Here is a 24,395-nt window from a genome sequence, read left to right on the forward strand (position 1 = left end):
ATAACTTGTTTTTTCCAAACTCGATAGTTAAATTAGCCATACTGATGTCTTTCATTAGCTTATTTTCTGGTGAATTGGCTAAGCCTTACCTTTGGTGAATTATCGATGCGGATACGTTTCTGGATCTTTCTGGTCAGTATGATCCTGGCGGGTTGTAGCAGCCATGCCCCGACACCAAGTGGTCACTTGTCTGATTCTATTGTGGTGGTCGCGAAACTGAATGAACAGCTACGCCAGTGGGAAGGCACGCCATATCGTAATGGTGGGCTAGACCAAAGTGGGGTGGATTGCTCTGGTTTTGTATATCGTACCTTCCGCGACCGTTTTGATATGCAATTACCCCGAACGACAGTAGCGCAAACCACGCTAGGCACTAAAGTCTCGCGTGATGAATTGATGCCCGGGGATTTGCTCTTCTTTAAAACCGGCAGTGGTCAGAATGGATTACATGTCGGTATTTATGATACCAATGATGAGTTCATCCATGCCTCCACCAGTAAAGGGGTTATTCGCTCGTCGCTGGAAAATGTTTATTGGAAGCGCGTTTATTGGCAAGCACGCAGAATTTAAATATGACATTGAATCTATAGGCCGAAGCTAAAGTTATCTCTGCAGGTTATGTTATCTTAGTGGTTGCTTATTTTGGTTCGGAGCCGCGTTTATGTCATCCCTTCGCTTACTCATTTCTGATTCTTATGACCCCTGGTTTAATCTGGCCGTGGAAGAGTGTATTTTCCGCCAAATGTCCCCAGACCAGCGGGTACTATTTTTATGGCGTAATGCCAATACCGTGGTCATTGGCCGCGCTCAGAATCCGTGGAAAGAGTGTAATACCCGGCGTATGGAACAGGACGGCGTGAAGTTGGCTCGGCGCAGCAGTGGCGGCGGGGCAGTATTTCACGACTTGGGCAATACCTGTTTCACTTTTATGGCGGGTAAACCTGAATACGACAAAACCCTATCTACTCAAATTATTCTGAATGCTCTGGCCTCGCTTGGCGTGCAAGCCACGGCCTCAGGCCGCAATGATTTAGTGGTGGTTAAAGAGGATGGCGAGCGCAAGGTTTCGGGCTCTGCTTATAAAGAAACGAAAGACCGCGGTTTTCATCATGGCACGTTATTATTGAATGCTGACCTAAACCGTCTGGCGGACTACCTTAATCCTGATCCCAAAAAGTTGCAGGCCAAAGGCATCACATCGGTACGTTCACGGGTGACAAATCTGGTGGAGTTATTGCCTGGAATTGACCACCAGCAAGTTTGCGCCGCCATTGAGCAGGCCTTTTTTGACTATTATGATGAAAAAGTGTCCGCCGAAGTTATCTCACCACAAGCTTTGCCTGATCTGCCGGGTTTTACGGAGCAATTTGCCAAGCAGAGTAGTTGGGAGTGGAATTTTGGCCAGGCTCCGGCATTTAGCCATTTAGTGGATACCCGTTTTGTTTGGGGCGGAATTGAACTACATTTTGATGTATTACAGGGTGCAATTGATCGCTGCCAGATATTCACCGATAGCTTAAATCCAGCTCCGCTGGAGGCGCTGGCTGAGCGACTGCAAGGTGTAGTTTATCGCACCGCCGCCATTAATGCGGTTTGCCAGCAGCTCAGTGATGATTTTCCCGAGTCACAAGCGGAGTTATTGCAAGTTCGCCACTGGTTGTCGGAGGTATTACGTTAATGTCCCCTTTAAATACCGCTGAATCCGGTCAAGGTTCTGGTGCTGATAATACGCCTGAGTTTGATAATGCTCCTCAATTTGATAACAGCTACGGGCAGCAATTGAGCGGTTTTTATACCCATTTACAGCCAACCCCGCTCAAAGGAGCTCGACTGCTCTACCACAGTGAGTCGCTGGCGCAGGAGCTTGAACTGGATACCCGCTGGTTTAGTGCACCTAAGTCAGCAGTATGGGCCGGAGAGCAGTTATTGCCCGGTATGGAGCCGCTGGCGCAAGTTTACAGTGGTCACCAGTTTGGTGTTTGGGCGGGGCAGCTTGGTGATGGCCGCGGTATTTTACTGGGGGAGCAGCAACTCAGTGATGGTCGCAGCATGGATTGGCATTTGAAAGGTGCCGGGTTAACCCCTTATTCCCGTATGGGCGATGGGCGGGCGGTATTGCGCTCAGTGGTGCGAGAGTTTTTGGCCTCTGAAGCCTTGCACCATTTAGGGGTTCCAACCAGCCGAGCGCTGACTATCGTGACCAGTGACCATCCGGTTTATCGTGAGCAACCGGAGCGTGGGGCCATGCTATTGCGAGTGGCAGAAAGCCATGTGCGCTTTGGTCACTTCGAGCATTTTTACTATCGCCAGCAGCCTGCGCAAGTTAAGCAGTTAGCCGACTACGTCATCGCCCGGCACTGGCCGCAGTTTGTCGGGCAAGATGAGTGCTATTTATTATGGTTTACTGATGTGGTTAAGCGGACAGCCCGTTTAATGGCTCATTGGCAGACTAAGGGTTTTGCTCATGGTGTGATGAATACCGACAATATGTCGATATTGGGTATCACAATGGATTATGGCCCATTCGGTTTTCTGGATGATTATGTGCCAGGTTATATTTGTAACCATTCCGACCATCAGGGGCGATATGCTTTTGATAATCAACCTGCCGTGGCGCTATGGAATCTGCATCGGTTGGGGCAAGCGCTGTCTGGTTTAATGTCTACGGCGCAATTACAACAGGCGCTGGAAGCTTATGAGCCGGAATTGATGGCGGCCTATGGTCAGCAGATGCGCGCCAAATTAGGGTTCTCGCAGAGTGACAGTCAGGATAATGACCTATTGACTGGGTTATTGAGTTTGATGATTAAAGAAGGGCGGGATTATACCCGAACATTCCGCTTATTGAGTGAAGTGGAAATGCACTCAACGCACTCGCCATTACGGGATGATTTTATTGATAGAGCCGCTTTTGACAGTTGGTTCAGCCGTTATCGTGCGCGTTTGCAACAAGAGCCGGTTGATGATGCTCAGCGTCAGCAAGCAATGAAAGCAGCAAATCCTAAGTATATCTTGCGGAACTATTTGGCTCAGCTTGCCATTGATCATGCTGAAAAAGATGATATTGAGCCATTAACACGCCTGCATCAGGCTTTACAGCAACCTTTTGCTGAGCAACCCGAATTTAATGATTTGGCTGAATTGCCGCCCGATTGGGGAAAACATCTGGAAATATCCTGCTCCAGTTAATCTGCTCTAACAAAATAGCCTCAATCAAACCCAATAGCGGTGGCAAGGGAACTCCTGGCCACCGTTTTTCTGTGAAATCTCTTTCCTCTCAACTTGATTCTGCCGCCGCGCGCAGTTGCTTTAGAATATCGGGTGTTTGCAGGCCAAAACCCAGCAAGGCAATATCATCAAGCACCAGCAGCCGTTTTTGCTTACCTGCTGGTGTCAGTGCTATACCGGGTAAACGCCAAACATTCTCCACGCCATTAAGTGATTTCACCCCGTGGGTGGTGACAATCAGTAAATCCGGGGCGCTGGCAATAATTCCTTCTTGTGATAGTGGGCGGTAACCACTAAATTCCTGTAGTGCATTTTGCAGTCCAGAGGCCCTGAACATCCTGTCGGCGGCGGTATTCAAGCCGGCCGCTAGCGGGGGAATTCCTGCGTGATTCATGATGAACAGGGCTTTCACCGGCAAGGGGGTCGAGACTACTGTAGCTAACTGCTGTTGGTAATGCTGTATCAGCTGTTGGCCTTTTTCTGGTTGATTCAGGGCCGCGGCAATCACGCGTATTTTGTCCGCCACCTTTTCCGCGGATTTATCGGCGGGAACATAAATAAGCTTAATCCCAAGGTTGGCCGCCTGCTGCAACGCCCTTGACGGCACCGCGCGCTCGGTACTCAAAATCAAGGTGGGCTTGATGGCCAGAATCCCTTCCGCATTAAGTAGGCGCATATAGCCGATATCGGGTAGGGCTCTCAGCGCTGCGGGATTCAAACTGGTGCTGTCTCGCGCCACAATGTGGTTACCTGCGCCGAGTGCATAGGTAATTTCAGAGACATCGCCACCAATGGTCACGATACGTTGGCTGGCAAGACTACTCATTGAAATTAGGAAGATGAATGCTGCGACCCATTTATTCATCTAGTGAGTGCCTATCGCGGTCAACTGAGCCAATTGCTGATGCCATTGGTTTTGCTCTGGTTGACCTTCAGCGCGTTGACCAAACACCTGCAAAATATGTTTTCCTCGGTTATCGAGCAATTCTAGGCTGGAGACAAAACCGTCTTTAGTTGGCTTACGCGTCACCCAACTTTCAGCGATGCCTTTCAGGTCTAAACGCAAACTAAAACGCTGATTCAGAACATTTATCCAATGATTATCAGAGGGCTGTTTATCTTGAATCAAGGTAAGTTGCTCAATAACCCCGGTGAATATTTGCATGCAGCCACTGTTGCCGACGAAGAGCATAATTTCATTCTGACAAGTTTGTGCAGCGCCGAGTATTTGCTGTATTGACTGGTTATCAACCTGATAGGCCAAATCATCCCCAACTGCCTGGAAGGCTTGTTTTCGCGTGATTTTATTGCGTTTCAGTAGCATAAAGAATTGGTGAATATCACTCATTTTACGCCATTCGCTATCAATGGTGGCATTGTCGATGGGCAATTCGGGACTGGATTCCTCATCTGTCGGTGGTAGCACCAGAGGCTCATTATTCAGCGTGCGATATTTTGCCACTAATGCGTGCCAGGCATGGTGGTCGGTCTCATGGGTATAATAAATCTGATGGATTAAATGCCCCTGAAGATCAAAGCATTGAATACTCAGTTGTTCACCTTGCGCGGTGGTTTCGCGCAAACTGAAAATCGCACCCCATTGACGAAAAAACAGCCTTAAGTCCAGCGCGCGCGGGTTGAGGATTAAGCCCAAATGCCCATGTAAACGTAAGTTCTGATATTGGCCCATGTGCTCGTGTACTGCAGAGTGGTTGGCAGTGACAGAGCGGGTCACACCGACACTCGCTAACCCGGTAAGCAATGTGCTGGCATTGATATCTAGGCGTTCTGTATTTTTGCCGACACGGGCATAGGCCAGTTCGGCCTCACTGATATTCATCTTCTGTGCGAGATCAGCCGCGAGAAGCGCTGGGTTTTCTTGCTTCATTGATAGATAGCGTTGATACAATGGTATTTCCATATATTTGTTCCTTTAGTATTGTGCCTTAACCGGTGCGGCCGTTAGCGGCAGAGTTCCATTAATTCATTTCAGTATGGCTAGCTTATAACTGTGGGGCTATAGACAAAAAGAGTGATATATCACCACTGATAGCTGACCAGGAATTTGGCATTACGTCCGTCTTGGGGTATCGCCTGTGGGGAGTAATATTCTTTATCAAAAGCATTACTCAGTACCGCAGTGGTGGTAACGCCTTTGAATGCGCCTTGCCCACGATAACTTAGATAAAAATCATGTAAGGCATAACCGGCTTGCGGCTTATGGGGTGCTTTTGGGGCATCATTATTTTTCATGAACTTGGTATTTTCGACCATGGTCATGACCCAACCGGCACTAAACCCACTGTTAGCAATAGGGATATTCAAACTGCTGGTGACGGTATCTGGGTTGATGCTGTTAATAAATTGGCGAGTATCGAGATTAATGCCGCGGGTGCGGTTATAAGCCAGATGCCAGTCGAACCAGTTGTTTTGGTAATCTAGTGTGGCATCCCAACCCCAGGTTTTGCTGCGGGGAATATTGATATAAGTCGAAGAAAACCAGCTGACTTTACTGGTAATACGCTCTTTGGCATCAATATGGAAATAGCTGGCTTTAAACTTAATTGAGTCGTTATCAGTCAGCAAATCATCAAAATGCACACCCAAACCGGCTTCTCGGGTGACATTGCTTTCCGGTTTTAAGTTGGGGTTGGGTTGCCAGCGATTAACCATCCCCAGCCAGGTACCTTTGCCCATAATAAAATGCACTGAGTCATTATAAAGCTCTGCCAGTGTCGGGGTGCGGAAAGCCTGACTGTATGCACCAAACATCATCAGCCAGTCGGTGGGATTGACGGTCATTGCCCCACGTGTTGACCAACTTTTGGCTTCTTTATCAGCAAAGCCTGCGCGGCTATTTTCATAGTGATCAAAGCGGGTACCCGCCAGCAAGGTGACTGGCAGGTCACGCAAAGTGATTTCATCTTGTAACCAACCCGAAGCAAACTTAATTTCAGCCGGAGGAAAACTGCGGGTAACCCCAGCGGGAATCTGCTGTTGGTGATAGGTTTCAGCGCCGTATGTGAATAAGTGCCCCGCCGGACTTGAGGCCAATAACCGGCTGCGATTTTCCAGTTTTAAACCGCGAGTAATTTGTTTCCGGCTGCCGTACCCCTCGCTGCGTACGTCGTCGTTAACATTAATCTCGGAAACGTAAAGTTGAGTGGTAGCATCCAGCCAATTAAGTTGCTGCGGTTGCAGGCGGTAAGTGAGTTCGGCGTCGCGTTGAATAGTTGAGCGTTTCATCATCGGACTTATCATTAGGTCTGGCACACTCTTATGAGCCATCCTTGGTTCTAAGGCACGATTATTGTAATAGCGCAGGGCCGCGGTTAATGATTGGCTGTCAGAAAGGTAGGCGGTGCTCTTAATCATCAGGTTATTAATGTTTTCATGATTCGGTGCCTCATAACCATTACTTTGACTTATATTGCCAACCTTACGTGTATTCAAGGCAATGATTCCGTCCAGACTGTCAGTACGACCAAAAGCAGACATTCCGATACCTTGGCTATGATAAGCACTCGCGCCATAGCTACTGACGCGGAAACCGAAATTTTGATCCTTAGCCAGTAAATCGGCAGGATCTATGGTCTGATAGGCAATCACGCCACCCATAGCGCCACTGCCAAATAATGAGGTCGATGGGCTACGAATGACCTTAATTTGTTTGATTAAAACCGGGTCAAGGAAGGTGCCATTAAAATGTGTGCCATTGATCCCTTGGCGGATGCCATCAACCAACACCAAAACACCATATTGATCATAGCCTCTGATATTGACATTCTGTCCATTGGTGCGCCCGACACCGGTAACATTGACCCCCGGGAGATTCTTGAGCATCTCCACCGCGGTGGTGGCGGTTTGTTTTTGGGGCTGTGAGGCATCAATGACCGTCAAAGTGCCGGGGGTATTAAAGCTGTCTGTGGCCACTTGGGCGCCCTTAACCACTAAAGTGTCGTTTTTAGGTTTTGCTCCCAGACTGGCCGTTGCCACCGAAGATAGGGCAAAGGTGACCGCCAGACAGCAGGAGGATAAACGAAAGAAACGCGGCATAAGCAACTCTCCATATATTGTTTAATATAATCAATGGATTGCTGGCTGCCGTAATGCTAAGTATTAGGTGGCTGGCGGGGTGTTTTGTTGATAATAAAAGATGACTAAAAATTATTTAGTCAGTATGAGTTTTCCAGCTCTGGTTTGGCGTAAATAGTAGAGCTGGCCTCGGTGATTGATCGCCACCACATCATGTTGCCCTAAAAGTTGTTGGCTATTAATACATGGGGATTTCGCCAGCGAGTGTATTGGGTCTGTCGCAGTGTTTAGCGCTTGAGTTTGATACGTAGCATTATGCATAAGGTTTTTTGCAGTTCATGTCATTATTTATTTGATAATGATTATCATCTGCGTTTATGTGTGACTTCAAGCTAATCGCTATTAGTGGTTATTCCAAAGCCTTATTTTTCATTAATCACTGGCGCGATTAAGGATTTGGGAGGAATTGATAAGACAAAGAGTCGGCAGGCGATAGGAGGATTAATTCAATGATTGAATGGCAATCAAATACCATTCAACCACTGTGTTTATTTTAAGCAAAACAGGAATTAATTAAAACGGCTGCTAACAGCATCGGCCAGCAAGCTTAATAGTTGCTCGGTATCTGCCCAGTTCAGGCAAGGGTCAGTAATGGATTGCCCATAAGTCAAAGGAACCCCGGCAACAATTTTCTGTGTGCCTTCAACCAAGAAGCTCTCGGCCATGACTCCGACAATGGCGGTTGATCCGGCGCGGATCTGTTGACCAATATCAGTGGCGACTTCTAACTGGCGGCGATGCATTTTCTGGCAATTGCCGTGGCTAAAATCTACCACCAGATGTTCCGGCAAATCGAATTCACGCAGGCTATCGCAGGCCGCGGCAATATCTGACGCACCATAGTTGGGCGTTTTCCCACCGCGCATAATAATGTGCCCGTATGGATTGCCGCGAGTTTGATAAATGGTCATCTGGCCGGTTTTGTCCGGCGATAAAAACATATGGCTGGCTTGTGCCGCCCGGATTGCATCAATGGCAATGCGGGTATTGCCGTCGGTACCATTTTTGAAACCGACTGGGCAGGATAGAGCCGATGCCATTTCGCGATGAATTTGACTTTCGGTGGTTCGCGCCCCAATGGCACCCCAGCTAATCAGATCGGCAATATACTGGCCGGTCACCATATCCAGGAATTCAGTGGCGGTTGGTAGTCCTAACTCATTGACTGCTAACAGCAATCTACGAGCCATCTCAATACCCAGATTGACCTGACACGAGCCATCGAGTGCTGGGTCAGAAATTAATCCTTTCCAGCCCACCACGGTGCGAGGTTTCTCGAAGTAGGTGCGCATCACGATTTCAAGACGGTCTTGATAGCGCTCACGTAATACATTCAGCCGCGTGGCATAATCAATTGCAGCATCAAGGTCGTGAATAGAGCAAGGGCCAACGACCACCAGTAGGCGGGAGTCTTCACCGGTCAATATTTTTTCAATTCGCTTACGTGACGCTGTCACGTTGTCTGCTACCGCTTCTGAAATCGGTAACTTCTCCGCCAGTTGTTGCGGCGTGACTAAGCTATCGATGCGCGCGGTCCGCAGTTCATCTGTTTTGTGCATGAAGATTCTCTAAATCTGTTCTTCTCTACGGCAGGAATACCGGGAAGTGATGGCGATCACAATAAACCAAAATTAAATGAATTCAACCGCCACAGTCATGATTCATAGAAATTCTGATGAAATAAACCATAAATAATATTCTTGGTGAATATTTCGAGTCAGAACATCCGACGACTCATCCCTAAAATATCCAGAATTTTGGTTGAGATCTCTTCAACCGAGTAGTTGGTGGAATTCAGATAGCGAATCTGGTTTTTACGGAACAGTGCCTCGACTTCTCCCACCTCCATGCGGCATTGACGCAAGGAAGCATAACGGCTGTTTTCACGTCGTTCCTCACGAATCGCGGCCAGTCGTTCTGGATTAATGGTTAACCCGAACAGCTTATGCTGGAAGGGTTTTAATGCCGCAGGGAGCTGTAAATTATCCATATCGTCGGCAATAAAAGGGTAGTTTGCTGCCCGGATACCAAATTGCATCGCCAGATAGAGGCTGGTGGGAGTTTTACCGCAGCGGGAAACGCCTAATAAAATCACCTGCGCCTGGTCCAGATTACGCAGAGAAATACCGTCATCATGGGCCAACGCATAGTCGATAGCGGCGATACGCGCATCATATTTACCCAGATTGCTTTCAGTTAGGCCGTGTGTACGGTTGAGTACCGGTTGGGGTGACACCCCCAGCTCACCTTGCAGTGGCGCAACCAACGCCTGCACGATATCTTGGCAAAATCCTTCACTGTGCTGGATGAGTTCCCGTACTTCAGGGCTGATTATCGAATAGAAAACCAGTGGTCTGACGCCGGTTTCCCGATATATTTCATTGATTTTCTCACAGACTTCTTGGGCGCGGGCTGCACTTTCCACAAAGGGCAGCGTGAAGGTAGTGGCTTTAATCGGAAACTGGGATAAAACGGCATGGCCGAGGACTTCTGCAGTAATAGCTGTGCCATCTGAAATATAAAACACACTTCTTTCCACGCTAACTCCTGAGTATTTGCTGATTGAACCATGCTAGTGACTTACTGCTGAATGCCATAAGTGTAGCGCAGCCAGTGTGCCTTATTCGGCATAGTGGTAAAGCGTTCACTGTCAGAATAGCCTGAAAAAAACTTTTCTTGTTGGCTTGATCGATTCACCTGTCCATGGGCTATGGAGCATTGTGCTAGTCTGACACTGGTGTTGCTGATTCGTCAGCCCCAATAATCTCTCGCTATACCCTACTGAATGTTCGTAATTAACGATAAGTCCGTCATTAACGATAATGTAAAAGGATTGTTTCGATGTCCAACAATGGCCTAAATCTGTGTAATGTGCTTTGGTACAACCAGCTTGGCATGCACGATGTTGATCGGGTTGGCGGCAAGAATGCCTCCCTGGGTGAAATGATAACCAATCTCTCTGAACTGGGTGTTTCGGTGCCTAACGGCTTCGCCACCACAGCTCAGGCGTTTAACGACTTTCTGGAGCAAAGCGGCGTTAACCAGCGTATCTATCAATTGTTGGATCAAACCAATGTGGATGATATTGCCGCGTTAGCCAAAGCCGGTGCGCAGATTCGTCAATGGGTCATTGAGACACCATTCCACCCTGAGTTCGAACAATCAATCCACGAGGCTTATAAGCAGTTGGCAGAGGGCGAGCCAGAGGCTTCTTTTGCGGTTCGATCTTCTGCAACCGCTGAAGATATGCCCGATGCTTCCTTTGCTGGTCAGCAGGAAACATTCCTTAATGTACAAGGCATTGATGCGGTAATGATCGCCATCAAACATGTCTTTGCTTCCCTGTTTAACGATCGGGCCATTTCTTATCGGGTACATCAGGGCTATGACCACCGCGGTGTCGCTCTGTCTGCCGGGGTGCAGCGCATGGTGCGCTCAGACTTGGCCTCTTCCGGTGTGATGTTCACTATTGATACCGAGTCGGGCTTTGATCAGGTGGTCTTCATCACCGCCGCCCATGGTTTGGGGGAAATGGTGGTGCAGGGCGCGGTCAACCCAGATGAGTTCTATGTGCATAAGCCCACTTTGCGTAATGGCAAACCGGCTATTGTGCGGCGTAATATGGGTTCGAAAAAGATTCGTATGGTTTATGCCGATAGCCAAGACCATGGCAAACAAGTGCAAATTGAAGATGTGCCAGAGCTGCAACGCAATCGTTTCGCTCTAAGTGATGATGAAGTTGAAGCGCTGGCCCACCAAGCTTTATTGATTGAAGAGCATTATGGCCGCCCGATGGATATTGAGTGGGCAAAAGATGGTCATAGCGGCAAGCTGTATATCGTGCAAGCACGTCCAGAAACCGTGCGCTCCAACGAGCAGGTGATGGAACGCTACCAATTGAATACTCAAAGCAATGTGCTGGTTGAAGGCCGTGCTATTGGGCATCGCATTGGGTCAGGGCCCGTCAAGGTGATTCATGATATCAGCGAGATGGATCGCATTCAGGCTGGTGATGTACTGGTAACAGACATGACTGACCCTGATTGGGAACCCATCATGAAAAAGGCTTCCGCTATTGTGACCAACCGGGGTGGACGAACCTGTCATGCGGCCATTATTGCGCGTGAATTGGGGATACCTGCGGTAGTGGGTTGTGGTAATGCCACCGATATTTTGCATGAGGGGCAAAACGTCACGGTTTCCTGCGCGGAGGGGGATACTGGCTACGTTTATCATGAACTGCTCGATTTCTCGATTCAAAGTTCACAAGTGACAGAATTACCCGACTTGCCGTTGAAAATCATGATGAATGTCGGTAACCCAGACCGGGCTTTCGACTTTGCTCGTCTGCCCAATGAAGGCGTCGGGTTGGCTCGGCTGGAATTTATCATCAACCGCATGATTGGCGTGCATCCAAAAGCACTGCTGGAGTTCGATATTCAGCCACCGGCCATTCAAGCCGAGATCAAAGCACTGATGAACGGCTATGACGATCCCGTCGAGTTTTATGTTGGTCGCTTAACCGAAGGGATTTCTACCCTGGGCGCGGCATTTTGGCCAAAACGTGTAATTGTGCGTTTGTCAGATTTTAAATCTAACGAGTATGCCAATTTGGTCGGTGGCGAAGCTTATGAGCCACACGAAGAGAACCCAATGCTGGGCTTCCGTGGGGCGGGCCGCTATGTCGCAGATAGCTTCCGTGATTGCTTCGCTCTGGAGTGTGAGGCGGTGAAACGGGTGCGTAATGTGATGGGGCTGACTAACATTGAGGTGATGGTGCCTTTCGTGCGCACAGTGGCTCAGGCTGAGGCAGTGGTTGCCGAGTTGGCGAAACAAGGCCTTAAACGCGGTGAGAATGGCTTAAAGATCATTATGATGTGTGAAATCCCATCGAATGCGCTGCTAGCTGACCAGTTCCTGGCGCATTTTGATGGTTTCTCCATTGGTTCTAACGATATGACTCAGCTAACGTTGGGGCTGGATCGTGACTCTGGTGTAGTGTCTGAATTGTTTGATGAGCGCAATGAAGCAGTAAAAGCATTGTTATCAATGGCGATTACAGCGGCTAAACGGCAGGGGAAATACGTGGGTATTTGTGGTCAGGGCCCTTCAGACCATGAAGATTTTGCTTTGTGGTTGATGGAGCAAGGGATCGATAGTTTGTCTCTTAATCCTGATACCGTCGTGCAAACCTGGTTAAGTCTGGCGCAACATACTCAGCACTAATTCTCCAATATATTGATTAATCCGCAGCTCAGGTTGCGGATTTTTTTTTTATCATTTTTAAATGACAATTAATTGCATTAGCAAGATAAAGTCATGCAATGGTTTAATTTAGGACACAGAGAAGATAAATTAAAAAAAGAGCAAATAGTCATTAAAGCTAATATAGCCAAAATAATTCGAATTGCAGGAAGGCGGCAAGAGAATGAATCACGATGAGTTTACTTGAGTAAGCGATTCGGGTGATTGAGTGCAGCCAACGCGCATGCAGAAAGGATATAATAAAAAAAAAGCCCGTCTTAGGTGACAGGCAAAGACTACACACAGCAATACGTGTATTCGATTACAGATATTTAAATAAGCCATTACGAGATGATTTATTTAAATGTCTCAGGGGAAATCATTACTACAGCATAATAGTAAATAAATTCCGTGAGTTAGTCATTGAGAATTGTCTGAATAAAATAGATTAAATAAATATTTACGGAAGAAGTGATTTCATTTGGTTATTAATAATTATCTTATTTAATACCTGATATAATTGGTCGTCAAGAATATGAATGTGGGAATTTAAACGGCTATTGTTTATTTATAATAGCGGATGTTGCTGGAGAATAGGGGTTCAGTAGCATAACTACCAAACCCCTGTCGCCGTCATTTTAAAGTTTACAGGATGTCATTACTAAAGTTCCTCTAAATGTTTAGCGACTTCGGTAATACTCTCTTCTGGCTCCGGTGCTTCGCTGACCCAAGCCGCAGTTAGGCGGTAGGAAATAGCCAACACCACAGGGCCGATAAATAACCCAATCATTCCAAATGACAGCAAGCCGCCAATAACCCCAGAGAGAATGAGAATCATGGGCATGTCGGCTTCCATACGGATCAGATAAGGGCGCAATACGTTGTCCATTGTCCCGACGATACAACTCCACACCAATAAAATGGTGCCCCAAGTTGAATCCCCCGTCCAGTAGAGCCAAATGACCGCAGGAATGAGTATCAGCAGTGGCCCAAGCTGGGCGACACAGCAGACAAACATCAATACTGTAAATAATGTGGCATATTGCACCCCGGAAACCGCCAGGCCAATCCCACCCAACACCGCCTGAACCAGCGCGGTCACCACCACCCCTAAAGCCACAGCACGAATAGCTTTAGCGGCCAATACCACCACGGCATCACCGCGTTTATCCGCAGCCCGCACCGCAAAATGTCGAATGGCTAAACCGACTTGCTCGCCATGGAAATAAAGCAGCACACTGAACAACAACATCAATGCCAGATGAATCAAGAAATAGCCAACATGTGCAGCTTGTGCCACCAGCCAAGTTACGGACGCACCAATATAGGGCTGAACTTTGGCAATGATGGCATTGCCACCACCGGCTATTAATGTATGCCAGCCGCTATACAGTTTATTGCCGACCATGGGGATTGTTTTCAGCCAGGTGACATCCGGCATGTGCAAATTAGAGGGGCTGGAGGCCCACTGAATAAGCGGCCCACTATTCTCAACCAGACTGCTGACCAGCAACGCAATGGGGATAACGAACAGCAAAATCAGCAGTAGGGTCATCACAATCACCGCCAGCCAGCGCTTACCCCAGAGCAGTTTTTGCAGTCTAATCAGCAGCGGCCAGGTGGCAATAACCACCATGCCAGCCCAGGCAAATCCCATCACGAAGGGCTGCACCACCCAAAAACTGGCGACAATCATTATCATAATGAATATCACCCCAAACATCAGTTTAGGTAAATCGAAACGACGTAGCTGCGGGTAATTCATCAGTGGGTTCTCACTTCGGAAATCATGGCAAGGTGGCCATCGCACTGTAACTCATTAGAGTTTGTGCTAATGAGTTATTTGCACAATCTAATTAAGTATCAACAGTAATCATGGTGTATTTCTTCAGCTTTTAACAGATAAGCTGACGTTTTTACTGCCGCGATTTTATCAAAAAAGGTCAACGTCCCTGGAATAATAAAAATCCGATAGTCATAAATGTGCCGAAATAATCCGCTCCTGACAGGGTTTGAACATTATTTGCACAATATAAAATTTTGATACTCAAGAGTTTATAGCCGTATTTATCCTTGGTCGATAGCCATCACTTTCCCATCATTCTGAATTGGCATAAATTATTCGACAAAGGTTGTCGCGACCAGATAATCTCTCAAGGGAACAGTTCTTAAAACAAACACACATATAGATAGGGTCACACTAATGATCCCACAGATTTCTCAGGCACCCGGTGTTGTTCAGTTGGTGCTGGATTTTTTGGATGCTTTGAAGCAAAACGGATTCACCGGCGATACCGCCACTAACTATGCTGACCGCCTGACCATGGCGACGGACAACAGTATTTATCAACTGCTGCCCGATGCGGTGGTTTTTCCGCGCTCGACGGCGGATGTGGCACTGATTGGCCGTCTGGCTGGGCAGGATAATTTTAAAACCTTAGTCTTTACGCCACGTGGCGGCGGGACAGGGACCAATGGTCAGGCGCTGAACACCGGTATTGTGGTGGACATGTCGCGCCATATGAATCGCATCTTGGAAATTAACCCCGAGCAAGGTTGGGTGCGGGTTGAAGCCGGGGTGATTAAAGACCAACTGAATGAATATCTGCGGCCATTTGGCTATTTCTTCGCGCCAGAATTATCAACCAGTAACCGCGCCACATTGGGCGGCATGATCAACACTGATGCATCCGGTCAGGGTTCGTTGGTCTATGGCAAAACCTCTGACCACGTGCTGGGGTTACGTGCCATTTTACTCGGCGGTGAGATGCTAGATACCCGCGCTATGCCGACGGCACTGGCGGAAACGATTGCGCAGGAGGATTCGGTCATCGGTCGAATCTACCAGACGGTATTGAATCGCTGTCGCGACCAACGAGCGCTGATCCTGGAGAAATTCCCTAAATTAAACCGTTTTCTCACCGGTTATGACCTGCGCCATGTTTTCAGTGATGACTTGCAAACGTTTGACCTCACGCGGATTTTAACCGGGGCCGAAGGGACTTTGGCATTTATCACCGAAGCCACGCTGGATATCACGCCATTGCCCAAAGTTCGCCGTTTGGTGAATGTAAAGTATGACTCTTTTAATTCAGCACTGCGCAATGCGCCTTTTATGGTGGAAGCCAAAGCGTTGTCCGTCGAGACGGTGGACTCAAAAGTCCTTAATCTGGCGAAAGAAGATATTGTCTGGCACTCGGTCAAAGAACTTATTACTGATGTTCCCAATAAAGAGATGCTGGGGCTGAATATTGTTGAGTTCGCTGGTGATGATAAGGCACTCATCGATAGCCAAATGGAGGCGCTTTGCCAACGTTTGGACGATTTGATGTCCAGCCAAGAGGGTGGGGTTATTGGTTATCAGATTTGCAGCGAATTAGTCGGTATTGAGCGTATTTATGGTATGCGCAAAAAAGCGGTGGGTTTGCTCGGTAACAGTAAAGGGCAGGCCAAGCCGATCCCCTTCGCCGAAGACACTTGTGTGCCGCCGCAGCATTTGGCCGATTATATTGTTGAGTTCCGCCAACTGCTGGATAGCCATAATCTGGCTTATGGCATGTTTGGCCATGTGGATGCCGGGGTGTTGCATGTGCGTCCGGCGCTGGACATGTGCGATCCTCAGCAAGAGATGCTGATGAAGCAGATTTCTGATCAAGTGGTGCAACTGACGGCGCGCTATGGCGGCCTGTTGTGGGGCGAGCACGGCAAAGGCTTCCGCGCAGAATACAGCCCGGAGTTTTTCGGTGAAGTGCTGTACAGCGAACTGCGGCGTATTAAGTCCGCGTTCGACCCAGATAATCGGTTGAATCCGGGGAAAATTTGTTCGCCATTGGGCAGTGATGCCCCGATGATGAAAGTGGATACCTCGGATAAGCGCGGGACGCTGGACCGACGTATTCCATTGGCGGTCAGAACCTCTTTCCGCGGGGCGATGGAATGTAATGGCAACGGATTATGCTTCAATTTTGATGCTCGCAGCCCAATGTGCCCATCAATGAAGATAACGGGCGACCGAATTCATTCCCCCAAAGGGCGGGCAACGTTGGTGCGCGAGTGGTTACGGCTACTGTCCGACCAAGGTGTTGATCCCGTGGCATTGGAGAAAGGGCTGGCAACCCAGCGCCCAAGTCTGCGCAGTTTGATTGAAAAGACCCGCAATAGTTGGGCCGCCCGTCAAGGCGATTATGATTTCTCGCATGAAGTTAAAGAGGCGATGTCGGGCTGTCTGGCATGTAAAGCTTGCTCGACCCAGTGCCCGATAAAAATTGATGTGCCGGGCTTCCGCTCGCGCTTCCTACAGCTGTATCACACTCGTTATCATCGGCCACTGCGCGATTATGTGGTTGCCGGGGTTGAAAGTTATGCTCCGTTGATGGCGAAAACGCCGAAACTGTTTAACTTCTTCTTGAAGCAACCTTGGGTCAGTGAATTAAGCCGTAAAAGCATTGGAATGGTGGATTTACCCCTGCTTTCCAGCCCCACGTTGAAGCAGTCGCTGTCGGGGCATTATGCCAGCACCATGACACTGGAGCAGTTGGAAAAACTGCCGGAGGCGGAGCGACGCCAACATGTGTTAGTCGTGCAGGATCCTTTCACTAGCTACTATGATGCTCAGGTGGTGGCTGATTTTGTCCGGCTGGTGGAAAAACTGGGCTTTAATCCGGTATTACTGCCATTCTCGCCGAATGGTAAAGCTCAGCATATCAAAGGATTCCTACAACGATTTGCGAAAACCGCGCGTAAGACAGCGGATTTCCTGAATCGCATCGCGCAATTGGGCATGCCAATGGTGGGGGTTGATCCGGCGCTGGTGCTCTGTTATCGCGATGAATATAAAGAGATTCTGGGTGAGAGCCGCGGTGACTTCAATGTGCAATTGGTGCATGAATGGTTGCAGGTGGCACTGGCGGAGCAGCCGGAGTGTCCAGAACAGCAAATGAGTGGCGAATCCTGGTATCTGTTTGGTCATTGCACTGAAACCACCGCACTGCCAGCCAGTAGCCAGCATTGGATATCGATATTCTCCCGTTACGGTGCCAAACTGGAAAGTGTCAGTGTGGGATGCTGCGGTATGGCCGGAACTTATGGCCATGAAGCCAAAAACATCGATAATTCATTGGGTATCTATGCACTATCCTGGCAGCAAGCATTGCAAAAACTGCCGGGGAAACGTTGCTTAGCCACCGGCTATTCTTGCCGTAGCCAAGTTAAGCGGGTTGAAGGCAGTGGCTTGCGCCATCCATTACAGGCTTTGCTTGAGCTGGTTTAACTCGTGGGTTCAAGTGACAAATCTGCCGGGAGCAGATTTGAACGCTGCTTGCAGCGGCCTCGCAGAGGCGAGGCCCATGGATGGGCCGAGTAACGAGAGCAGCTAACAACGCTGCAATTTCAAGAACGAAGGTATTAGCCAAAGTCATTGGAATTGCAGGTAGGCGGCAAACGAAGTCATCCCGATGAGCTGACATGGCTCAGTGATTCGGGTGAGTGAGAGCAGCTAACAACGCTGCAATTTCAAGAACGAAGGCTAAAGGGGAGACAGAATGCTGTGGAAACGCACCGCGACACTAGAACAACTAAATCAGCAAAGCCAAAACTGCATGGTAGGGCATTTGGGCATCGAGTTTACCCGATTCTCAGATGACGAACTGGAAGCGACTATGCCGGTAGATAACCGCACAACTCAGCCTTTTGGTCTGCTGCATGGCGGCGCGTCGGTGGTGTTGGCGGAGTCATTGGGTTCTATGGCCGGTTATCTGTGTACTGTCGAGGGGCAACAAGTGGTGGGGTTGGAAATTAATGCCAACCATCTTAAGGCGGTGCGATCTGGCAAAGTCCGTGGTTGTTGTCGGGCGATTCATGTTGGCCGCAGCCATCAAGTTTGGCAGATTGAAATCTATGACGAGCAGGATAACCTGTGTTGCACTTCCCGCTTAACCACCGCAGTATTAACCCGTTAACAATAAATAACCCTATAAAATACAAGTCATTACTTTGCTCAGGGCGATTCAGCGGCCTTGAGCAATTCAACGTCCAGTCACTTACTTTTTCTCTCAATCGACTGACAATTTTGTTTATCCGATAAATGCGGCGAATCTCTACGATAGGTTTCCCCTGCGGAGGTTTTCAGCTAAAGTTAATGGAGAAATAGGTATTTTTTATGAATGTTTAAAAAACTCGGAGACTGACTGCGATTAGCCTCTGAGACAGCAAGGGATTCGAGTGTCACTGTAGAAATTATCGTGTTATTTCATAGTGATAAAAGTGTACTTGTTCCTCCCGACTTCTTCGGCCATCGCAGCATGTTATCTTCGTTGCCGCCTCATTCGGGGTTTAAACGACACTTTTCTTAATATCCCTGCAAAACAAACGGTTGAAGTGATAATTATTATCACTACCATTGTGATCAATCTGTGTTGATTTATCAATTATCAGCGAGAAAAAGGTAGGGCATATGCAACAGGAATCCGTCGGGACATTCTCACTCGATGACAACGTTTGGCAAGGCGTAACGATAACCGACAGCGCTGCTGCGCAAATTACCCGTCTCATGGAGCAGGACCCGGAAGTCAAAGGGTTACAGCTTGGGGTCAAGCAATCCGGTTGCGCCGGGTTTGCCTATGTTATGGATATGGCGAAAGAGCCAGCCAGCGATGCTTTGGTTTTCGAGCATGGCCGCGCCAGACTTTACGTCCCCCTCAAAGCGATGCCATTTATCGATGGCACTGAGGTGGATTACGTCCGTGAAGGGCTCAATCAAATTTTCAAATTTAATAACCCTAAAGCTCAGCATTCCTGCGGGTGTGGCGAGAGTTTTGGCGTTTGAGCGATGTAAACGAAATGACACGAAGCAATGTAGAAGTTCCAGATGATGTGCAGGCTTGGGTCAGCGACGGTCGCTACAAAGAGGGCTTCTTTACTCAACTTGCTACTGATGAGTTGGCGAAAGGCATCAATGAAGATGTCATTCGCGCCATTTCAGCGAAACGTAATGAACCTGAATGGATGCTGGAGTTTCGTTTGGGTGCTTATCGAAGTTGGCTACAAATGGAAGAGCCGCACTGGCTGAAAGCACATTATAAGAGCCTGGATTATCAGGATTATAGCTATTACTCCGCGCCATCCTGCGGCAGTTGTGATGATAGCTGTGATTCGCAACCTGGAGCGGTGCAACAATCGTCAGCGGATGGCACCACCTCGCAGGATATGTCGCAGCACAATATTAACGAGTACCTCACTGCCGAGGTCGAATCTGCTTTTGCTCAGTTAGGTGTTCCGGTACGTGAAGGGGCAGAAGTGGCGGTCGATGCTATTTTTGACTCAGTTTCTGTTGCCACCACCTATCGTGGCAAGCTGGCCGAGCAGGGCATTATTTTCTGCTCATTCGGTGAAGCAATTCAGGAGTATCCGGATCTGGTGCGTAAGTATCTGGGTTCGGTGGTTCCGGCAAAAGATAACTTTTTTGCCGCACTCAATGCGGCGGTGGCCTCTGACGGTACCTTTGTTTATGTCCCTAAAGGGGTGCGCTGCCCGATGGAGTTATCGACTTACTTCCGGATTAATGCCGCGAAAACGGGCCAGTTTGAACGCACCATCCTGATTGCTGACGAAGACAGCTACGTGAGCTACATCGAAGGGTGCTCGGCACCGGTTCGTGATAGCTATCAGCTGCATGCGGCGGTGGTCGAGGTTATTCTGCATAAAAATGCAGAAGTGAAATATTCAACCGTGCAGAACTGGTTTGCCGGAGCCGACAGCACCGGGGGTATTCTCAACTTTGTCACCAAGCGCGCCTTGTGTGAAGGGGCAGGGTCGAAAATGTCCTGGACTCAATCTGAAACAGGCTCAGCCATTACCTGGAAATACCCCAGTGTGATTCTGCAAGGGGATAACTCAATTGGCGAGTTCTTCTCGGTAGCGCTGACCAATGGTCATCAGCAGGCAGATACTGGCACCAAAATGATCCATATCGGCAAAAACACCAAATCAACCATTATTGCCAAAGGGATCTCTGCCGGTCATAGCCAAAATACCTATCGTGGTTTGGTTAAAATTCTACCCGGAGCGGATAACGCCCGTAATTTCACCCAATGCGACTCAATGCTGATTGGCCCAGACTCCGGCGCGCACACTTTCCCCTATGTGGAAGTGCGTAATAGCTCGGCGCAATTGGAGCATGAAGCGACCACTTCAAAAATTGGCGATGACCAACTGTTTTATTGCTTGCAGCGCGGTATCAGTGAAGATGATGCCATCTCAATGATTGTGAACGGCTTCTGTAAGGATGTGTTCTCTGAGTTGCCGCTGGAGTTTGCCGTCGAAGCACAGAAATTGCTCGCTATCAGCCTGGAACACAGTGTCGGCTAAGCGTTCGCTGCATAAGTAAAGTTTTGCGCTCAGGCGCACCAAGGAAACCTATGTTAAGCATCAAGAATTTAAAAGTCAGTGTCGAAGGTAACGAAATCCTTAAAGGGTTAGATCTGGAGATCAAACCCGGTGAAGTGCATGCCATCATGGGGCCGAATGGCTCAGGGAAAAGTACCTTGTCAGCGGCGTTGGCTGGGCGTGAAGAGTATGAAGTCACCGAGGGCAGTGTGACGTTCAAAGGCAAAGATTTACTCGATTTGGACCCAGAAGATCGCGCCGGTGAAGGTGTGTTTCTGGCGTTCCAATATCCGGTGGAAATTCCCGGGGTGAGTAACCATTTCTTCCTGCAAACGGCGGTTAATGCCGTGCGTAAATATCGCCAACAGGAACCTTTGGATCGCTTTGATTTTGCCGACTTTATTGAAGAGAAAATTGAGTTGCTCAAAATGCCAGCCGATCTGCTGACCCGTTCGGTTAACGTAGGTTTTTCCGGCGGTGAAAAGAAACGCAACGACATCTTGCAGATGGCGGCACTGGAGCCCTCTTTATGCATTCTGGATGAAACGGACTCAGGTCTGGATATCGATGCACTTAAAATCGTGGCAAACGGTGTTAACTCGCTGCGTGATGAAAACCGCGCATTTATTATTGTGACTCACTATCAGCGCATCCTTGACTACGTCAAACCTGACTTTGTCCATGTGCTGTATCAGGGGAAAATCATCAAATCGGGTGATTTTACACTGGTAAAACAGTTGGAGGAGCAAGGTTATGGCTGGCTTACCGACCAACAGTAAAATGCAGGAACAGCAAAGCCTTTCGGAACAACAACGTATTCTGGAACAACAGCGTATTGATGCATTAAAGCACTTCGGTCAGCTATTTAAACAGCGCCAGAATGGTTATTCCGCCGCAGCCGCCGGCCATTGGCAACAGGTGCTGCAATTAGGTTTTCCTACGGCTAAACATGAAGATTGGAAATACACGCCACTCGAGCGCCTCTTGGCCCATGACTTTGATTTTGCCCGCGCCCCGGCGGTAACACTCGCCCAGCGCGATGCCCTGTCATTGGTGCAAGATGCTCATCGGTTAGTCTTCATTGATGGGCGGTATTCTCCGCAATTAAGTGACAGTGAGTGCGGCCCGTACCAACTGACCTCGATGACAGAGAATGCACAGCTTCCCGCCGCCATCCAGCCGGAAGTCTTTTTGCATTTGACCGAAAGTCTGGCTCAAGAGAGCTGGCACCTTCGTCTGCCAGCAGGGAAACAGAGTGATAAACCACTTTATCTGCTGCATATCAGCTCAGGTAATGATTCCGATGTAGTGAATACCAGCCACTATCGCCATCATCTGACCATTGAAGCCAATGCACAGGCTGAAGTGATTGAGCATTTTGTCAGTCTTGATGAGCAGCCGCATTTTACCGGTGCGCGGCTGACCATCGCTGTCGGTGATAATGCCGAATTGAGCCATTGCAAACTGGCATTTGAAACCGCACAAAGTTACCACTTTGCTCATAATGATTTAGTGCTAGGGCGCGATGCGCGAGCGCGGAGTTATAGTTTCTTGCTCGGTGCCGGGCTGTCCCGCCATAACACCAGCGCTCAGTTGAATGGCGAGGGTGCGACGCTCTCCATTAATAGTCTGTTGTTACCGATAGGGCGTGAGATTTGCGACACCCGTACTTATCTGGAGCATAACAAAGGCTACTGTGAAAGCCGCCAGTTGCACAAAACCATTGTTCGCGAGCGGGGCAAAGCTATCTTTAATGGCATGATTAAAGTGGCTCAGCATGCTCTGAAAACTGACGGCCAGATGACCAATAATAACTTGCTGCTGAGCAAGCTGGCGGAAGTGGATACCAAGCCACAGTTGGAAATCTATGCTGATGATGTGAAATGCAGTCATGGTGCCACAGTGGGGCGAATTGATGCCGAGCAGCTATTTTATCTGCAATCACGCGGTATCAATCAAGCTGATGCACAGCAAATGATTATTTTTGCCTTTGCGGCTGAATTAACCGAAGCCATCCATGACGAAACTATCCGCAAAATAGTCTTAGCACGCATTGCTGAGCGCCTGGCCGAGGCATCGCTATGAGTATTCCTACTGAACGGTTCCCTAGTGAATCATTCCCTATAGAAAAAATAAGAGCTGATTTCCCGCTGCTGAGTCGTCAGGTCAATGGGCAGCCTTTGGTGTATCTGGACAGTGCCGCCAGTGCGCAGAAGCCACAAGTGGTGATCGACCGGGAACTTAATTTCTATCGTGAGGGTTATGCAGCCGTTCATCGGGGCATTCACACGCTGAGCGCGCAAGCAACGGAACAGATGGAAGCGGTACGTAGTCAGGTTGCCGAGTTTATTAATGCCGCATCTGCCGAAGAAATTGTGTTTGTTAAGGGCACGACTGAGGCCATCAATCTGGTGGCTAACAGCTATGGTCGCCATAGTCTGAAAGCGGGCGACAGCATTATCATCACCGAAATGGAGCATCACGCTAATATTGTGCCTTGGCAGATGCTGGCAACCGATCTGGGCGTCGAAATTCGGGTATGGCCGTTAACCGCAACAGGTGAGCTGGCGTTAAGTGCGTTGGCGGGCTTGATTGATGACACTACGCGGCTACTGGCGATTACCCAGGTTTCCAATGTGCTGGGAACGGTTAATCCTATCAAACAGATGGTCGCGCAGGCCAAAGCGGCTGGCTTGGTGGTGCTGGTGGATGGCGCGCAAGCTATCATGCATCAGAGTGTCGATGTGCAGGATTTGGGCTGTGATTTCTATGTATTCTCTGGCCACAAGCTGTATGGGCCGTCGGGCATTGGCATCTTGTATGGCAAGAGTGCTTTGTTACAACAAATGCCACCTTGGGAAGGCGGCGGCTCGATGATCAAAACCGTGAGTCTGACTCAAGGCACCACTTTTGCTGATGCGCCGTGGCGCTTTGAAGCTGGCTCTCCCAATACCGCGGGAATTATGGGGCTTGGCGCGGCAATCAGTTATGTGAATCAGTTGGGGCTTGCCTCTATCCAGCAATATGAGCAATCACTCATGCAGTATGCATTGCAGCAGTTGGGGCAGATCCCGAGCCTGAAAATCTATGGTCCGGCAAAACGGGCCGGGGTGATTGCCTTCAACCTTGGCCCACATCATGCTTATGATGTAGGGAGCTTCCTTGATCAATACGGCATTGCTATTCGCACCGGGCATCATTGCGCGATGCCGCTGATGTCATTCTATCAGGTGCCTAGTATGTGCCGTGCATCGCTGGCGCTTTATAATACCCCGGAAGAAGTCGATAGACTGGTGAGTGGGTTACAACGCATCGAAAAATTGCTGGGCTAAGCGCAGACAGTCCGCGACAATGCCCCCTAAAGCCGACTATCATTTTAAGCAGTCGGCTTTTATTTTGGCTTTTATACCCAATCGATTTTGAGCTGCCGGTAGGCGGTAACAAAA

18 protein-coding genes and 1 other RNA gene are annotated in these 24,395 nt (G+C 48.7%); 11 read left to right on the forward strand and 8 right to left on the reverse strand.

The genetic code is table 11. The features are described 5' to 3' along the window. Window positions 1-105 precede the first annotated feature (105 nt). The 3 genes from N0H69_RS13350 (at window position 106) to N0H69_RS13360 (ending at window position 3,189) form a co-directional block, all read left to right on the forward strand. Window positions 106-570 (forward strand): NlpC/P60 family protein, encoded by a 465-nt coding sequence (locus N0H69_RS13350; RefSeq protein WP_050107173.1) that lies wholly within the window; start codon window positions 106-108, stop codon window positions 568-570. Window positions 571-661: 91 nt separating this feature from the next. Further along, a complete protein-coding gene (gene lplA / locus N0H69_RS13355; RefSeq protein ID WP_050107172.1) occupies window positions 662-1,678 on the forward strand; it encodes a lipoate--protein ligase in 1,017 nt (338 codons plus the stop codon). Next, the gene (locus N0H69_RS13360) at window positions 1,678-3,189 is read left to right on the forward strand and encodes a protein adenylyltransferase SelO (protein WP_050151153.1); all 1,512 of its coding nucleotides are present in this window, start codon (window positions 1,678-1,680) and stop codon (window positions 3,187-3,189) included. The genes lplA and N0H69_RS13360 overlap by 1 nt, the downstream gene beginning before the upstream one ends. Before the next feature lie 88 nt (window positions 3,190-3,277). Here the strand turns inward: N0H69_RS13360 and N0H69_RS13365 are convergent, their stop codons facing one another. The 6 genes from N0H69_RS13365 to ppsR form a co-directional block, all read right to left on the reverse strand. After that, window positions 3,278-4,093 carry a heme/hemin ABC transporter substrate-binding protein gene (locus tag N0H69_RS13365; protein ID WP_050134529.1) on the reverse strand — a complete coding sequence of 272 codons (816 nt, stop codon included), beginning with the start codon at window positions 4,091-4,093 and terminating at the stop codon, window positions 3,278-3,280. Then, window positions 4,094-5,149 (reverse strand): hemin-degrading factor, encoded by a 1,056-nt coding sequence (locus N0H69_RS13370; RefSeq protein ID WP_050151154.1) that lies wholly within the window; start codon window positions 5,147-5,149, stop codon window positions 4,094-4,096. A gap of 119 nt (window positions 5,150-5,268) precedes the next feature. Then, window positions 5,269-7,284 carry a TonB-dependent hemoglobin/transferrin/lactoferrin family receptor gene (locus N0H69_RS13375; RefSeq protein WP_050151155.1) on the reverse strand — a complete coding sequence of 672 codons (2,016 nt, stop codon included), beginning with the start codon at window positions 7,282-7,284 and terminating at the stop codon, window positions 5,269-5,271. Between the two features lie 111 nt (window positions 7,285-7,395). After that, complete coding sequence (hemP, locus tag N0H69_RS13380) at window positions 7,396-7,584, reverse strand: hemin uptake protein HemP (protein ID WP_072077496.1); 189 nt, start codon at window positions 7,582-7,584, stop codon at window positions 7,396-7,398. 248 nt (window positions 7,585-7,832) lie between these two features. After that, window positions 7,833-8,882, reverse strand: coding sequence for a 3-deoxy-7-phosphoheptulonate synthase (locus N0H69_RS13385; protein WP_050151156.1), 1,050 nt, complete (start codon window positions 8,880-8,882; stop codon window positions 7,833-7,835). Window positions 8,883-9,040: 158 nt separating this feature from the next. Continuing rightward, the gene (gene ppsR, locus N0H69_RS13390; RefSeq protein WP_050107166.1) at window positions 9,041-9,862 is read right to left on the reverse strand and encodes a posphoenolpyruvate synthetase regulatory kinase/phosphorylase PpsR; all 822 of its coding nucleotides are present in this window, start codon (window positions 9,860-9,862) and stop codon (window positions 9,041-9,043) included. A 302-nt stretch (window positions 9,863-10,164) separates the two neighbouring features. Here ppsR and ppsA point away from each other — a divergent pair, with 302 nt between their 5' ends. Continuing rightward, on the forward strand, window positions 10,165-12,549 hold the full coding sequence (gene ppsA, locus N0H69_RS13395; protein WP_050151157.1) for a phosphoenolpyruvate synthase: 2,385 nt from the start codon (window positions 10,165-10,167) through the stop codon (window positions 12,547-12,549). Window positions 12,550-12,828: 279 nt separating this feature from the next. Here ppsA and rprA read toward each other — a convergent pair. Both rprA and ydiK read right to left on the reverse strand, forming a co-directional pair. After that, window positions 12,829-12,937: antisense sRNA RprA (rprA, locus tag N0H69_RS13400), an RNA gene on the reverse strand. A gap of 291 nt (window positions 12,938-13,228) precedes the next feature. After that, complete coding sequence (ydiK, locus tag N0H69_RS13405) at window positions 13,229-14,332, reverse strand: AI-2E family transporter YdiK (protein ID WP_050107203.1); 1,104 nt, start codon at window positions 14,330-14,332, stop codon at window positions 13,229-13,231. Window positions 14,333-14,770: 438 nt separating this feature from the next. Between ydiK and ydiJ the strand changes: the two genes are divergently transcribed. From ydiJ to sufS, 7 genes are all read left to right on the forward strand, one after another. Beyond that, on the forward strand, window positions 14,771-17,836 hold the full coding sequence (ydiJ, locus tag N0H69_RS13410) for a D-2-hydroxyglutarate dehydrogenase YdiJ (RefSeq protein ID WP_050151158.1): 3,066 nt from the start codon (window positions 14,771-14,773) through the stop codon (window positions 17,834-17,836). Window positions 17,837-18,107: 271 nt separating this feature from the next. Beyond that, window positions 18,108-18,524 (forward strand): hotdog fold thioesterase, encoded by a 417-nt coding sequence (locus N0H69_RS13415; RefSeq protein ID WP_050107163.1) that lies wholly within the window; start codon window positions 18,108-18,110, stop codon window positions 18,522-18,524. Between the two features lie 494 nt (window positions 18,525-19,018). Next, window positions 19,019-19,390, forward strand: coding sequence for a Fe-S cluster assembly scaffold SufA (gene sufA, locus N0H69_RS13420; RefSeq protein ID WP_050107162.1), 372 nt, complete (start codon window positions 19,019-19,021; stop codon window positions 19,388-19,390). Window positions 19,391-19,404: 14 nt separating this feature from the next. Continuing rightward, window positions 19,405-20,931: a Fe-S cluster assembly protein SufB gene (gene sufB, locus N0H69_RS13425; protein WP_050107161.1), complete on the forward strand. Its 1,527-nt coding sequence runs from the start codon at window positions 19,405-19,407 to the stop codon at window positions 20,929-20,931. 50 nt (window positions 20,932-20,981) lie between these two features. After that, entirely contained in the window at window positions 20,982-21,728 is a 747-nt protein-coding gene (sufC, locus tag N0H69_RS13430) for a Fe-S cluster assembly ATPase SufC (protein WP_050151159.1), read from the forward strand. Further along, window positions 21,703-23,034: a Fe-S cluster assembly protein SufD gene (gene sufD / locus N0H69_RS13435; protein WP_050151160.1), complete on the forward strand. Its 1,332-nt coding sequence runs from the start codon at window positions 21,703-21,705 to the stop codon at window positions 23,032-23,034. Before sufC ends, sufD begins: the two co-directional genes overlap by 26 nt. Continuing rightward, window positions 23,031-24,281, forward strand: coding sequence for a cysteine desulfurase SufS (gene sufS / locus N0H69_RS13440; protein ID WP_050145922.1), 1,251 nt, complete (start codon window positions 23,031-23,033; stop codon window positions 24,279-24,281). Before sufD ends, sufS begins: the two co-directional genes overlap by 4 nt. Window positions 24,282-24,395 lie beyond the last annotated feature (114 nt).

Origin of the sequence: Yersinia alsatica (assembly GCF_025133195.1) — a bacterium.
In the GTDB taxonomy this organism is placed as follows: domain Bacteria; phylum Pseudomonadota; class Gammaproteobacteria; order Enterobacterales; family Enterobacteriaceae; genus Yersinia; species Yersinia alsatica.